Source organism: Longimicrobium sp. (assembly GCA_036377595.1).
GTDB lineage: Bacteria > Gemmatimonadota > Gemmatimonadetes > Longimicrobiales > Longimicrobiaceae > Longimicrobium.
Window position 1 is genome coordinate 35,761 of the sequence record DASUYB010000122.1, and the last position, 13,199, is coordinate 48,959.

Annotated in this window: 13 protein-coding genes; 12 read left to right on the forward strand and 1 reads right to left on the reverse strand. The window is 65.4% G+C overall.

The genetic code is table 11. The annotated features are described in order from the left end of the window. The first annotated feature begins 226 nt into the window (after positions 1–226). The 12 genes from VF092_21495 (at position 227) to VF092_21550 (ending at position 10,637) form a co-directional block, all read left to right on the forward strand. Positions 227–460 carry a hypothetical protein gene (locus VF092_21495; GenBank protein ID HEX6749882.1) on the forward strand — a complete coding sequence of 78 codons (234 nt, stop codon included), beginning with the start codon at positions 227–229 and terminating at the stop codon, positions 458–460. A 957-nt stretch (positions 461–1,417) separates the two neighbouring features. Then, entirely contained in the window at positions 1,418–1,918 is a 501-nt protein-coding gene (locus VF092_21500) for a hypothetical protein (GenBank protein ID HEX6749883.1), read from the forward strand. Next, positions 1,899–2,204, forward strand: coding sequence for a hypothetical protein (locus VF092_21505; GenBank protein HEX6749884.1), 306 nt, complete (start codon positions 1,899–1,901; stop codon positions 2,202–2,204). Before VF092_21500 ends, VF092_21505 begins: the two co-directional genes overlap by 20 nt. A 228-nt stretch (positions 2,205–2,432) precedes the next feature. Further along, positions 2,433–3,026 carry a hypothetical protein gene (locus tag VF092_21510; protein HEX6749885.1) on the forward strand — a complete coding sequence of 198 codons (594 nt, stop codon included), beginning with the start codon at positions 2,433–2,435 and terminating at the stop codon, positions 3,024–3,026. Further along, a complete protein-coding gene (locus tag VF092_21515) occupies positions 3,014–4,051 on the forward strand; it encodes an ATP-binding protein (GenBank protein HEX6749886.1) in 1,038 nt (345 codons plus the stop codon). The genes VF092_21510 and VF092_21515 overlap by 13 nt, the downstream gene beginning before the upstream one ends. Beyond that, on the forward strand, positions 4,041–4,367 hold the full coding sequence (locus VF092_21520) for a hypothetical protein (protein HEX6749887.1): 327 nt from the start codon (positions 4,041–4,043) through the stop codon (positions 4,365–4,367). The genes VF092_21515 and VF092_21520 overlap by 11 nt, the downstream gene beginning before the upstream one ends. Before the next feature lie 112 nt (positions 4,368–4,479). Next, complete coding sequence (locus VF092_21525) at positions 4,480–4,734, forward strand: helix-turn-helix transcriptional regulator (protein HEX6749888.1); 255 nt, start codon at positions 4,480–4,482, stop codon at positions 4,732–4,734. 1,020 nt (positions 4,735–5,754) lie between these two features. Beyond that, entirely contained in the window at positions 5,755–5,952 is a 198-nt protein-coding gene (locus tag VF092_21530) for a hypothetical protein (GenBank protein ID HEX6749889.1), read from the forward strand. Between the two features lie 66 nt (positions 5,953–6,018). Then, positions 6,019–7,011: an ArdC-like ssDNA-binding domain-containing protein gene (locus VF092_21535; protein HEX6749890.1), complete on the forward strand. Its 993-nt coding sequence runs from the start codon at positions 6,019–6,021 to the stop codon at positions 7,009–7,011. 141 nt (positions 7,012–7,152) lie between these two features. After that, complete coding sequence (locus VF092_21540) at positions 7,153–9,525, forward strand: ParB/RepB/Spo0J family partition protein (protein HEX6749891.1); 2,373 nt, start codon at positions 7,153–7,155, stop codon at positions 9,523–9,525. Between the two features lie 307 nt (positions 9,526–9,832). Further along, the gene (locus tag VF092_21545) at positions 9,833–10,033 is read left to right on the forward strand and encodes a hypothetical protein (GenBank protein ID HEX6749892.1); all 201 of its coding nucleotides are present in this window, start codon (positions 9,833–9,835) and stop codon (positions 10,031–10,033) included. A 361-nt stretch (positions 10,034–10,394) separates the two neighbouring features. Beyond that, the gene (locus tag VF092_21550; protein ID HEX6749893.1) at positions 10,395–10,637 is read left to right on the forward strand and encodes a hypothetical protein; all 243 of its coding nucleotides are present in this window, start codon (positions 10,395–10,397) and stop codon (positions 10,635–10,637) included. Between the two features lie 458 nt (positions 10,638–11,095). Here the strand turns inward: VF092_21550 and VF092_21555 are convergent, their stop codons facing one another. Further along, the gene (locus tag VF092_21555) at positions 11,096–13,117 is read right to left on the reverse strand and encodes an ATP-dependent helicase (GenBank protein ID HEX6749894.1); all 2,022 of its coding nucleotides are present in this window, start codon (positions 13,115–13,117) and stop codon (positions 11,096–11,098) included. Positions 13,118–13,199 lie beyond the last annotated feature (82 nt).

Genomic DNA, 13,199 nt, shown 5'->3' on the forward strand with positions numbered 1-13,199 from the left:
GGCGTACACATTCGCCGTCAATGTTCTCGCCCAGTGAATTTTCCGGCTGAAAGTGCTCGCGGCTGCTCTACCCGGCAGCGACACCATTCCGGTCGGAATGCGCCAACGGGTCGTTAAATCCGCACGAGCGAAGGCGAAAAGCGCGCACGGCCCCTCCGCCGTGCGGGCGCTCCGCAGGGCGAACGATCAGGCCGAATCGGACCGGAGGGTTTCTTAGAGGGACGGGATGAGCAGAACCGACCTGCAGAGACTGCACGACGATCTCGCCGGAGTCGCGCGCGCGATTGCACGACTACTTCTGCGTGAACGCTACGACGAGGCTGAGCTGGCTGAACTGGAAGTGCGGCGCGACGAGTTGAGGCGAGAAATCGCAACACATCAGGAACCACCCAAGCCCGAGACTATTGAGCTCCGTCTCCCCGGTGAGTATCGCGAGCTGCCATCCCACAGATCGCAATGATAGCGCTAACGCCGTCCCCGCCTGCGCGCGCCGGCGCGACGCCTGATGACCTGGAACGCTTTCGGGACGCTCTGCGGCGGGCGATCCGTCGCTCCGGGCTCCGGGTCGTCGCGCGAGAGGTCTGCATGTCTCCATCGGGGCTGCAAAAGTTCATTGACGGCACAATCCCCTATAGCCGCACGGTTGAGCGGGTGCGGAGTTGGTACTTCCGGAAAGCTGGTCTCCATGAAGTACCACCCGACGAAATAGCAGACAGCCTATCTCGTTTCGTAGCAACACTGCCCGATCCCACACAGGGTGTGCTGAACCTTCTCTCCGCGATAGACCAATCCTATGCCGAGCAGGGAATGCTCTCTCCGTCCTGGATTATTGCCGTGCGTTCACGGCTGGCGGCGTAGGGCTGTGGCTATGGAAGGATCGAGCCGCAATAACAGCCGCGTGAAGCTCGGAACGAAGCCGTGTCGCGACGAAATAATATCAGCATATCGGACGGCTGAACCGCCAGCGACTTTCCGCAGTGTCGGAGCTGGGTTGGGGATCTCGCGTGAAACGGTCCGGCAGTCAGTACTGGCATGGGAGGCAGCGACCGGAGAACTGCTTCCCCGCTGGCCCGAGCGAAAACGGGCCGCGACACCGCCGGCGGCGCCGGCGCCGCCGCCTCCCTCCATCGCCCAGCGCCTCCTCCGGAACGCCTGTCCCAACCCGGGCACGGGCTGTTGGGAGTGGCTCGGGCCGAACAGCAGGAACCCGCAGTTCTGCGCGCTTCAGGAGAGGTACGCCTACCGCGTTGCATACGTGATGTGGCATGGGCCTATCGCGAAAGGGCATATAGTCAAGCGTACCTGCCGCAATACCCGCTGCATAAACCCTTGGCATCTGGAGGCGCTTACGTATGTGGAAGCGTTTCGGAAGTATGGCCGTCGCCCCCGACGGGCTCGCGCACCGAAAACGCACTGCATGCGTGGGCACGAGCTGACGCCCGAAAATACCCTCTCCAATCCGGGTTATGCGATACGGGATGGCGTAAGGATTCGTGTTGAGCAGCGGATATGCCGCATCTGTCGCGAGGCGTATCTAGCGCAATACCGACCACCAGCTCCCCCCCCGCCGCCGCCGCCCATCCGGTCGATCAAAGATCCCGACGAGCAGGAGATCGAGCGGATCGTACGAGCCGCCATCTCCGCACCGAAAGCGAAGCGGCTGGAGACGATCATTGAACGGCTCTCCAGGGCCGTGAACTGGTGGGGGGACTGGACCATCGAGCACAGGCCGAAGGCGGGCGAAGGGTGGTTCGACTTCCTCCGACGAACCGGCCGCCAAGCTCATTGGCTTGAGTGGGCCGTCTGCCGGATTCTCGACGATCCGCGTGTGCAGCAAAAGGTGCTGGCGATCAATCCTGAGATCGACGATCCGCTCTTAAGACGGGAGGTTCCACATCATGTCCGCACGTCGGATTGAAGAAAATGACCTACCCGACGACGAGCTGCTCAGGCGGCACTGGGACTCCGGTTCCGGAGATGCCGGAGTGGCATTCTCGGTGATCTACTTCCGCTACCGCGAAACCGTCAGGGACGCGATGGAAGCGGCGGGATTATCCCGGACCGCGGCCGAGGAACGCGTGGGTGCGGTTTTCATCCGCGGGCTCAACCGCGAGTCGGGCGGGGCTCCTGGGGGATCGCTGCGCGATCATCTCCTCGCCGTCGCGGCGCGGGTGGCTGTCGATCCGGACTGGGACGTGTTTTGACCTCGCGCCGCATTCCGACCGGAATGCCGGGCTCGGGGGAGACGAGCCCCCCACTCGCCCGGCGCGCGGAGGAGGCCGAACCTCGCGCCCCAGCAGCTTCAGTTCGTGAACAGCCCACCGATCCGCAGCAGCTCAGAACCGGGCGTGGTGGAAGCATCACGCTGAGCGGGGGATAGGCGGTTGGCTCGGAAGCCCTCCCGCTGGTTCATTCGCTACCACGCGCAGCGCATGCTCCGGTTCAAGCTCGACACGGATGCGGCCGTGCAGGAGCTGGTCGGGTCGGCGCTGCCGCCGCTGGTGTTCGTCCATACCTACGAAGTGCTGAGTCTACTCTTCGCCTGGCTCATCGTGGAGCCAGAAGCGCGCGCCGTCCTGATTGACCCTGAACGGCTTGCCGGGCTCGAGGAGATGATACTGCTGGCCGCCTACGACACGGCCATTCGAGACCCGCTGGCCGTCATCGTCTCACGGTTATGCGAGCCGTGTGCGACAGACGCGAAACTCGCATGGGCGTGCCTCTGTGCGGCTGAATGGGCGAGAGCCCAGGGATTCGTCGGGGTGATGCTCGTATTCGCTCATTGCGCGGCGGCGGCGTCCGATTCCATCGCTTACTACTTGGTCGCGGAACTGGCGACGGTGAGTGTGGAGCTGTCGCGGATCCCCGCCGGCAGCGAGCCGGCGCACGCACGCGATCTCTACGCGCGTTGGAAGCAACTCGCCGAGATGGTAGCAGAAGAGAGCTGCTTCGTATCCTTGACCGGCGCAGACTTGTCCGAAGGGTTCAAGCACGCCCTGCCGGAGAGCGGGCGGTGCCTGCAGTAAACCGCGAGACGGCGCTGGACTTCGCGGAAATCGCCGGGCAGGCGCACGCCAAGCGCGCGCTTGAAGTCGCTGCCGCTGGTGGCCACAGCATCACGCTGGTCGGACCTCCTGGCGTTGGGAAGACTGCGCTGGCCCGTAGTCTCATCCACCTCCTTCCCCCCTTCTCGCAGGCCGAACGCGACGAGGTAGTCGCTGCTGGCGGCGACGTGGCCGGTCTCGTTCGGCCGGTGCGTGAGATCGACAACCTCGCTTCGCCGACGGCTGTGCTCGGAGGGAAAATCGAAGGAAAGCAGCACCTCGGTGAGTTGTCGCGAGCCCACGGTGGGGTTGTGATCCTTGATGAGCTGCCGAGGATGCGTCCGGAGGTGCGCAATGCGCTGGCGGATGTTCTGATCAGCGGGTGTGTGCCCGCGGAAGGTGTGGGGAACGTGATCCACGTTCCCCACGGCACTCACAACGTGCGGCGGCCAGCCGCCGTGACCTGTCTGCCAGCGGCTGTCGTGATGGTAGTCGTGATGTGCCCGTGTCCCTGTGGCTATTTCGGTCACGGCCAGCGGCGCTGCACGTGCACGCCAAGCGAGGCCGGCCGCTACTTGGCTGGCTATCCCGATGATCTGCTCCAGCGCGTCGAGCTCCACGTCGAGCTGCCCCCTCTCCGATATCGCGACCTCGCGGAGAAACACCGCGAGCGGAGCGAGTCCGTAGCCGGCCAGGTGCAGGCTGCGCGCGACCGGCAGCGTGATCGGTGGGGCGACGGGTTGCTCCGCCTCAATTCGCGGGTGCCGTGGGGAGAGGCTGAACCGCACTGTCGACCGAGCGCGACGGGTGTGCGTCTGATCAAAGTCGCGACTGAGCGGCTTGGATACAGCGAGCTTTCTCGAACCCAAGTTCTACGTGTGGCTCGCACGATTGCGGATCTTTCCGCTGAAGACACCATCGGTGGGGTTCACGTCGCCGAAGCAATCCAGTCATGCGTTAACCCTTGGCTTCGGCTCAGAAAGCCGGATTATTCCCATGAGCGCTGAAGCAGCTAGGGCGGCCGTCGGATTTTATGGCGTGCAGATCCTACCCCGCCTGCGGGCGATGGACCCTGACGTGCGGCGCAAGATGCTGGTCGAGGCAAAGTCATTGAGCGGCGAGGTGACGCTCCAGCATTCGCGAGGACCGCATCGGCTGCCCGGCTGGGATGCTCCGCTGTCGGGCCTCCAAGTCGTCACCATCATGGTGTTCGGCCTTTTCGTCGAACTTGGTGAACGCCAGGATCTCTGCGAGCCCCTCATGGAGACGTGGCCGATAGCCGACACTCTCCTTCTGGTCGACAGGTCCAGTGGCACCGGCTGATCGCCGGGCATGCGGGCCTCGAATCGCATTCCGCTTGCTTGTCACGTCTTCCGGTGATTAACTTCAGGCATATTTGCAGTCATACCTCCCGCGGCTCATGGAGCAATGCCGGATGCCAACCTGGAGTGAGGGTGAGCCGGTCGAGGCGGAGCAGATCAAGGCTCTGATGGAGGCGATGGGGTTGAACCAGAGCCAGTTCGCCGAGATGGCGGAGCTTTCCCAGCCTTACGCGAATCGCCTCGTAAACGCCAACCGCGAGGTGGTGAAAGGCCCCTTGCGCGTGCTGCTGCGGTGGCTTTTCGCTGAGTATGGGATCGAGGGGGGGCGTGCTCCCGTTCCGTCCATCGCTGTCAAGAAAAGGCGGTGATCCCATTCCGACCGGAATGAAACTGCGGGTGAGGGCATGTCCCCCCTGGCGGGGGGCCGGGCTGCGCGCTGCGTAGGGCACGATACGACTGTGCCCAACGCAGCCGGGCCACATCCGCGACAAACCCCGTCGCGGCCGTGTCCCGGCCCTCCGGGCGCGCATCCCTCATGCAACTGCCGCTACGGACAACCGCACCGTCGCGATCTCTCTCGCCCTCGCAGCACCGGCGCACCAGTGCGGCGCTGCGCGCCGCGGAAACCCGCGCTTCGGGGACAGCTCTAAGGTCCCACTACGCGCGGGTTTCCAACGGCAACCGAGAACGGCTCAAGCGGATTGATGGCGGCGTTTGCTGGCGGCGCTGCGCGCCGCGGGCCGTTCCGCCACCCACCCCTGCCTAACCCCCGCGCTTCGCGCCCGGCCGGGGTGGCAGGCTGCACGGCCATCCCCCCGCGCCGCGTCGCACCGGCGCCCGACCTGGGCACCCCGGAGGGGACCCCGCCCAGCTCGCGCGCCTTCTCTCCGCCGCGCACCCACAACCACCCCACGAAGCGAACGGCACCACTGCGAACGGCACCCAGCGCCGGCGTCCGGGCCGTGGGTGCCTGCGTCCGTGCGGCCGCTGGCGCTCCTGGTCGCGCGGGACTCCGGACCGGGCCGCGGGTGCTCGTCGCTTCGCTCCTGCGCGCCCACGCCCCTTCCCGCGCGAGCGGACACGCGCTGGTCGCGCGTGCTTTTTCCTTTTTGAACTGCTCGATCGGGGGGTGTCGGCCTCGGAACGGGGCGAGCTGCTGCGCGCGGGGCGAGCTGGGCCCCGGTGAGTAGGTGCGGAGCGCCCCCCGGAAACGGCGTAACCGCCGTTTCCGCAATGAGTTATGGCGTGGCCGCTTTCACGCGGAGACGAAGATTTCCCTTGCGCGCGCTTATGCCTATGATTATATTCATAGGCATAGAGACGAGGGAGCGGCGCCCATTCCGGCCGGAATGGAGCAGCGAGCAGACCCGAGGCACGGAGCCGAGGAAATGGCGACCAAGACGAAGCGGGGCGCGCTGGTGATCCTCACCCTTCACCACACCTGCGGCGACGTGCAGTGCGAGGAATGCGGATTCCCGATCTTCACGGGCGACAGCTTTTACCACGATCCGCGCACGGAAGCCGTGACGTGCTCCGAGCAGTGCGCGGCCACCATCCGCCTACGCGGCGACCTGCGGCCGTTCTGAGCCGCGCCAGCAGTACCACCGATCCCGAGCAGGATGCGCACAACCACCAGACAAGGAGCCCGACCGATGCCGAGCACGAATCGCAGCGCCACCCAGCAGGACCGCACCGACCGCCCGAGCCTTTACGCGACCGTCACGGCTCGCATCGTCTCCGAGCTGCGCGAGGGCGCCGCGCCCTGGGTGCGCCCGTGGAGCACGGACGGGCTCGACTCGTTCCCCCGCAACGGCCTGACCGGGCGCCAGTATCAGGGAAACAACATCGTGCTTCTCTGGCTCGCCGCGTACTTCTGTGGCTTCTCGTCGAACCAGTGGTACACCTATTTGCAGGCGCAGGAGGCTGGCGGCCAGGTGCGGCGCGGGGAGAAGGGTATCCACATCCTGAAAGCCGGCCGGATGCAGGTGAAGGAGGACGAGCAGCAGGAACGCGCCGAGGCCGAGGGCGAGAAGGAGCCGCGCACCCGGAAGTTCCTGCGGACCTACGTCGTTTTCAACCGTGACCAGATCGACGGGCTCCCGGCCGAGGTGCGGGCGCCGGGACTCTCCGAGGCCGAGCGCAACGCCCGCGTCGAGGCGTTCTTGACCGCGACCGGGTCCAACATCGTCCAGCACGCCACCCGTGCGTTTTACGCGCCGGATCTGGACCTCATCGGAATGCCGCCGTTCGCCCGCTTCCGCAGCGCGTCTCACTTCTACGCGGTGAACTTCCACGAGCACGGCCATTGGACGGGCGCCGCGCACCGGCTGGACCGTCTCCCCTCGCGCGCGCAGAAGGGCACACCGGAATACGCGCAGGAGGAATTGACCGCCGAGCTGGTGTCCGCGTTCTTGTGCGCCTTCTTCGGTGTGGACGGCGACCTGCGGCACCCCGGCTATCTCGCCCACTACATCGCGCACCTTGAGAACGACGAAGGCGCGTTCTTCCGCGCGGCCACCGCCGCACGTCACGCGGCGGACTATCTACTGCACCTGACCGGCAACGCCCCCGTGCCCACGGCCGAGGACGCCGAGACCGAGGACGAGGACGGGGCCGGGGTGCGCGAGCTGGCGCAGGCCGCGTAAGTAGGCGCGCGGGCCGGGCTTCCGGCACACACCGGGAGCCCGTCAGTCCGCATAAAACCCTTGCGCCGGGGTATGCCTGTAGCTATATTTACAGGCATAGACAGCAGGATGCGCACAACCAACCAACCACAGGAGCGAGCAATGCCCAAGACCAAGACGCAGGCCGACGAGCAGCAGCAGGGCGGGAAGCAGCGGAAGGGTCGCACCGCCGCGAAGGACGAGCAGCCGCAGGGCGCCCCAGTGATCGAGGCCGAGGGCGGGAGCGTGAAGGTGCAGGGTGTGGAGGTGGACGCGGCCGATTCCATTCCGACCGGAATCCCGCTTCCGGACGGGAGCACGTTCATGGTCGTTCAGCCGGGCGAGCTGGTGCACGACCCCGAGATCGACCCCGGCCGCGAGCCGGAAGAGTACGCCGCCGATCATCCGAAGATGAAGGAGATGGTCGCGAGCATGAAGGCGTTCGCCGCCGGGAACAAGCTGGGCATCGGCAACGACACGCCCGTCCTCTGCCGCCGGAACGACGCCGGGCAGCTCCTGATCGTGGCCGGGCGCCGCCGTCACGCGGCCGCGGGGTACGCCGGGACCAAGCTGGCGATCGTGGTGCGCGCCATGACCACGAAGCAGGCCCGCGTGTCCGCCACCGTGGAGAACGGGCAGCGTGAGGGCGCATCCGTGCTGGGCGAGGCGCGCCAGTACCGCGACCTGCGCGAGAAGGACGGGATGAAGGTGGAGGAAATCGCCGCCGCCGTCGGGAAGCAGCAGGCGTACGTCAGCAAGCGCCTCGCGCTTCTCACGCTCCCCGATTGGGTGCAGGCGATGCTGCGCACGGGAGAGCTCACCGAGGGCACCGCCTACGAGGGGATGGCACGCTACGTCAAGGTGCCGGAGCCCGCCGCGTCCGAGATGTGGGCGGTCCTGCACCGCCGCTGGGACGAGATCAAGTCGCAGGGCGCGACCGCCGAGCGCATCCGCAACACGCTGGGGCAGATCGCGCGCAACCTGAGCCGGTCGATGGACCCCGCCACGTCGTACCCCGGCGAGGACGCCCCCCTGTTCGACCTGGCCGCGCACGACGCCGCGTGCACCTGCAAGCGCCCCAAGATCCGCCTGCACGACACGATCAAGGAGCACGCCCGCTGCTACAACGTACCCGTGTGGGACGAGTTGCAGGCGACGGCGAGGGCGGAGCGGCGCAAGGGGCTCCAGAACGGCAACGGTAACGGTCACGGGCACGACGAGGGCAACGCGCCGCAGCAGCCGATCCCCACGCCGGTCAAGGCGCGCCCCACGGTGACGCCCGCCGCCTACACCGTGCCGGCATGGAGCGACGTGACCGCGACGTACGGCCCCAAGGCGGACGAGTACAAGCTGTCCGACGACCGGCTTCCGGCCGAGCTGCACAGCGCCAACCCCGTCAAGGTGCTGGACGTGAGCCAGCTTTCCCCCGACGTGGTGCAGTGGGTGCAGGCACCCTACGGCGGCCGGTTCCGCCTGATCTGCACCGACGCGCCCGCGCTGGATCGTGCCGTGAAGGGCGGTGCTAAGATCCTGCGGGAGCGGACCGAGCGCATGCGCCAGCAGGAGCAGGCCGCGTTCCGTGAGGCGGCGGCGGCGGTCGACTACCGCAGCGCCGAAGTGATGGCCGCCCTGATCTTCAACTACGGCGAGGCGCCGCGCACGTTCGCCACGGACACCGGGAAGCTGCTGGGAATCGACCTCGCCGGAAAGAATCTGGACGAGTGCGCGAAGCTGCCGAAGAAGGATCTGACCCTCATGCTGCAGGCCATCGCCGTCCGGGTCCAGAAGGGCGAGACCTACACCCGCGACACCGTGCCGGAGCGTGCGCGGGAGCAGGTGGAAGCCGAGTGCGCCGAGGACTTCCGGGCGCTGCTGGCGGCTGTCCCGGTTCCCGAGATGACCAAGGCGGGGATCCTTCTGGACCGGGCCGCGCGGGTAGACGCGGGGCGGCAGGGCGCGGAGGCGCTGATCCACTGGTACGACGACACCGAGCCCGCCGCCCGTGCCGACGAGCTGAGCGAGTACGCCCGGGCGTGGGCCGAGATGGTGAACGACTTCCGCACCGAGGCCAACGGGCTTGCGGCTGATGCGGAGGCGTTCGGGATCGAGCTGGACGCCATCGCCAACCCGCACGGGGACGGCTCACTGGCGGACCTGATCGCGGCGGCGGCGGTGGCTCTTCAACATCCTACCCTCGCGCTCATCGCGGCCGAGGCCGAGCGGCAGGGCGAGCAGCCAGAGGACGGCGGGGAGGGCGCTTCGGCGCCCGCCCCCGAAGCCGAGCCGGACGAGCAGCCGGTGGACGGCGGGGAGGGCGCTTCGGCGCCCGCCCCCGAGGCCGAGCCGGGCGAGCAGCCGGTGGACGGGGAGGGCGCTTCGGCGCCCGCCCCCGAGGCCCAGGACGCGCCGAACGTGATCCACGTCCCCGAGGGGACGCACACCGTCCGCCGAGGCGCCAAGAAGCCGGGCGAGCGCCGCCCCCGGCGGGAGCGTTAGACCGAGCCTATGGGAAAGACGACGCGGAAGATGCAGGCCGGAGCGGAGGGCGTGCACAGCGCCCTCTGCCCCGCTTGCTTCACTAGCTCACATGTACGCGTGAAAGACCGAACCGTGACGGCCGAGCTTTCCGTGTGCGTGCACTTCAAGCGCGCCGACTACAACAGCGATACAGGCGCGATGTGGGCCACGTTCGATGTACCCGAAGGAACGCGCTGATCCGGCGGATGCCGGGCTTCGGGGGGACAGGCCCCCCGCTCACCCGGCGACCAGCGGAACCCAACACCAGATTCCAGCGAGGCTCTTCATGAAAGGCGATCCCTACTGGCTGACGGCGAGACGCGACGGCACCTGCTCCGGCTGTAATGGCAAAGTCCGCCGTGGCGACCAGATCTTCTACTATCCCAGCAGCCGGTCAGTCTACTGTGCAGCAGACGGGTGCGGTGGCCGAGCGTCACGCGACTTCGACGCGTGCGCGTTCGACGAGGCGATGGTGGCGGGATGGTGAGGGCGCAGGTGCCGGGCGCGAAGTCGAGCGGCCCGGCACCCCGCCCAGCGGGTGCCGGGCTCGGGGGAGACAGGCCCCCCGCTCGCCCGGCTTGGGGATGAACTGCCGTGCCATGCTCGGGGGAGACAAGCCCCCCACTCGGCCGGCATAGGGAGACGGCGCGGGGCTGGTGCCCAGCCCCGCGCCGTCTATCTTCGTTTCCCCGCCGCCGGCGAAACTAAAAAACGTCGGTGCCGTGCTTGGGGAGGACAAGCCTCCCGCGCGCACGGCTCGGTACGGGTTACGCCCCCCCAATGTCCTGGTGCTCAATGGCCCGAGACCGATGACCGCCCCACCATCCACCCGAGCCGCATACGCGGCCGTGTTCGGCGAGCTGCGCTCCGCGCTGACGGCGCTCCAGCGACTCGGCGCCCGTGCGGGCCCCGAGGATCGGGACCAGCTCCGCGCCGCGCTGGCCGCGGCGCGTGAGCTGGTGCGCACCGCCCAGCTCCGCACACGTGCGGAGTGGGCAGCCCGTGGCAACCTCCAGCGAGGTGCCCTATACCTCGAGCTCGCGGATAAAGAGAATATGGACGCCGCGGAGAAGCTGCTGAGGAAACGATGACCCGACACCTTGGTGGCAGGCGCAGCGCAGCCCTCCATTCCGACCGGAATGGAGGGCTGCGTCGCTGGGCCACGTTCGCCCCCCGAGGTGCCTTCAGTTTCGCGACCCCGATTCCTTGGTCCAGAGGAATCAGATCGGATCTCCAAGCCCGCGATCGTGACCGTCCCTATAGTATGCTTCTTCCTCATCGAGTGTCGGACGCCGGCGGGCGAAAATCGTCTCGGCTTCGCTAACGGCACGGTCAATGTCGCGCTTCAGTCTCTCGGCGGCTTCGCGTACTTCTCCGATTCCGCGACACTCCGGCGACAGAAGTATCATCCCGTCACTCGCCGTGCCGGACTCGGACGGGACGAAGTGGACCGTGTGCCCCATCTTTGGCCTGTAGCGCAAAGCAATCCGTGGCATCTTCCTTCCCCCTCCACTTGCACCCCGAAACTGCGCTCCTCCCCGGAGCGGCGTTAGAGTGCCGTGATCGACGCGGTGATAGCTGCAACCTCGGTGCCCGATAGGCTGGTCTCCCGAAATGAGAACGGGCCGCCTAGATGTGCGCAGAACCGCGATGCACTCTGATTGCTAAAGCTCCCGTAAACCATGCGCGCCTTTGCATAAGATCCGATCCAAGCCGCTCGCGCTCTCGTGATTGAGACGAACAATAAGCGTGCGGCCTCAAAAACCAGCCCTGGATATGGTGCTCTCCAGTGACCCGGAATAATCTGGTCCTCCAAACCAGGTGTGAATACGATCTGAGCATCAAGGCCCTTCGCACTGTGCATGGTCATCACTCTAACACGCTTGGGTAGCAATCCCTCCTCCGGAACTGTCTTCCCAACGCGGTGATAAACAGCCTCCAAGACTCGGGACTGCTGCCCAGGGTTATCCGCCCAGAGGAAATCGCGCAACTCTGAAAGGTTCATTTCCGAAGGCAGCGTAGCCTTGAATGCATCCCACTTAGCGAGTTCCGTCGCTGGTCTCACCTGCGCGAGCAGTTGTCTGATCGCGTCAGCGCGATCAGCCAACAAATCGCCTGATTGCCACTCGGTAACCGTCGCGCAGAGTTTCTTTATGTTGGCTACGGCAGTAGCCGCACGGCCCTTAAAAACTCCAGCTGGCGTATCACCGTAAAAGAGATCGCGAAAATTCAGGTTGTTGCCTAATACGGCATCACCCACTGACTTGCAGGTGCCGACACCTACACCACTGCTGACACCGAGAATAACCCGGTGAGCCGTATAGTCATTCTTATCACAAGCAATCCGAATCATTGAATGGACTGCACGTCCCGCGTCCGAGTCGATAAAACCTTCGTTCTTTGGCGGCTCGAACTCAACTCCGGCTGCCTCGAGCGCTTCCGCAAGAGGCTTTGTCTGTAAACGACGGTTGCTCAGCAGAATCATAATCTGCCGCGGGTCGACACCAGCGGAAATAAGACCTCGGCAGGATTCCGCGATCACGCGAGCTTCGGCCTTTTCGCTCTTGAAACGCCAACGGTGACATACCCCCTGCACCGGCGGGTCGGATTCTGCGTAAGCGGAGGACAGGATCTTGCCAATTCTTCCGGCGGGCGAATGGGATCGAATCAACGCTTGGGCTGCTGACAACACGGATGGAGTGCAGCGGAGGCAATCCACGAGTGTATGCTGGGTGCACTGCGGGTGTTTCTGTGGGAACGTCTGAATGCCTTCCGGCGATGCGAACCGAAATGAATAAATGCTCTGGTCGTCGTCTCCCGCGATGAGGGTCGTTGCGCCAGCCCGGATAATCTCCTCAACAAGTTCAAGATCCATTGGGTTCAAGTCCTGAAACTCGTCAACGATCAAATGGTTGATGCTCAAGAGCTCGATGGGATCCAGCACACCCGCGCGAACTTGTTGAAGACACTGCCGAATAATCTCACCCGGTAAGACGCAGCAGTAAAGCTGCGAACGCCCGGCATGAAAGGTCTGAAAACTCTCTCGCTCCGCATCCGAGATGGGTGGATCGGGAGGTATGTAATTGGGTGGCCCCCACACACCCGTGCTCCAGAATGCCTCGTGATGAGACCGAATGCTGTCGCAGCGATCTGTGCTCCCTATGCTTGACCATGCATTGAACTCCTCGTCGTACACGTTATCGACTTCCCACGTATCAAGGACCAGTGGAGAGGCAGGATAGTGAGTTAGGAGATTGGCTTTCCGCAGCATACGGAGGGCTAACGAGTGGAGCGTGGTAACACTAACATCGCTTCCGGCATTGTTTCCTTTGTCACGAAGGTATTTTTCTATCCGTAATGCGAGGTCTCGTGCAGCCGCACGCGTGAATGAAACCACCGCGATCTGCTTCGGATCTACCCCATTCGTGAGAAGATGAAAAACACGCTCACCGATCGCGAACGATTTCCCCGTCCCGGGCCCCGCGACCACCCGTATTTGTGGCGCGGAATCATGTGCCGCATGAAACTGTGTTTCCTGTGCCGCAGCGATTTGTTCAGGCCGAATACCCATGTAGTTCTCCCCGAAGGCGTGGGAAACTGAATCGCGTTTGCTTACTTGGCAGGGCAGGCCAGGACCCCGGTTGTGCGTTGGG

Coding starts and splice junctions, on each gene's coding strand:
- VF092_21495 (HEX6749882.1), top strand. CDS start 227: ATGAGCAGAACCGACCTGCAGAGACTGCACGACGATCTCGCCGGAGTC.
- VF092_21500 (HEX6749883.1), top strand. CDS start 1,418: ATGCGTGGGCACGAGCTGACGCCCGAAAATACCCTCTCCAATCCGGGT.
- VF092_21505 (HEX6749884.1), top strand. CDS start 1,899: ATGTCCGCACGTCGGATTGAAGAAAATGACCTACCCGACGACGAGCTG.
- VF092_21510 (HEX6749885.1), top strand. CDS start 2,433: ATGCTCCGGTTCAAGCTCGACACGGATGCGGCCGTGCAGGAGCTGGTC.
- VF092_21520 (HEX6749887.1), top strand. CDS start 4,041: ATGAGCGCTGAAGCAGCTAGGGCGGCCGTCGGATTTTATGGCGTGCAG.
- VF092_21525 (HEX6749888.1), top strand. CDS start 4,480: ATGCCAACCTGGAGTGAGGGTGAGCCGGTCGAGGCGGAGCAGATCAAG.
- VF092_21530 (HEX6749889.1), top strand. CDS start 5,755: ATGGCGACCAAGACGAAGCGGGGCGCGCTGGTGATCCTCACCCTTCAC.
- VF092_21535 (HEX6749890.1), top strand. CDS start 6,019: ATGCCGAGCACGAATCGCAGCGCCACCCAGCAGGACCGCACCGACCGC.
- VF092_21540 (HEX6749891.1), top strand. CDS start 7,153: ATGCCCAAGACCAAGACGCAGGCCGACGAGCAGCAGCAGGGCGGGAAG.
- VF092_21545 (HEX6749892.1), top strand. CDS start 9,833: ATGAAAGGCGATCCCTACTGGCTGACGGCGAGACGCGACGGCACCTGC.
- VF092_21555 (HEX6749894.1), bottom strand. CDS start 13,117: ATGGGTATTCGGCCTGAACAAATCGCTGCGGCACAGGAAACACAGTTT.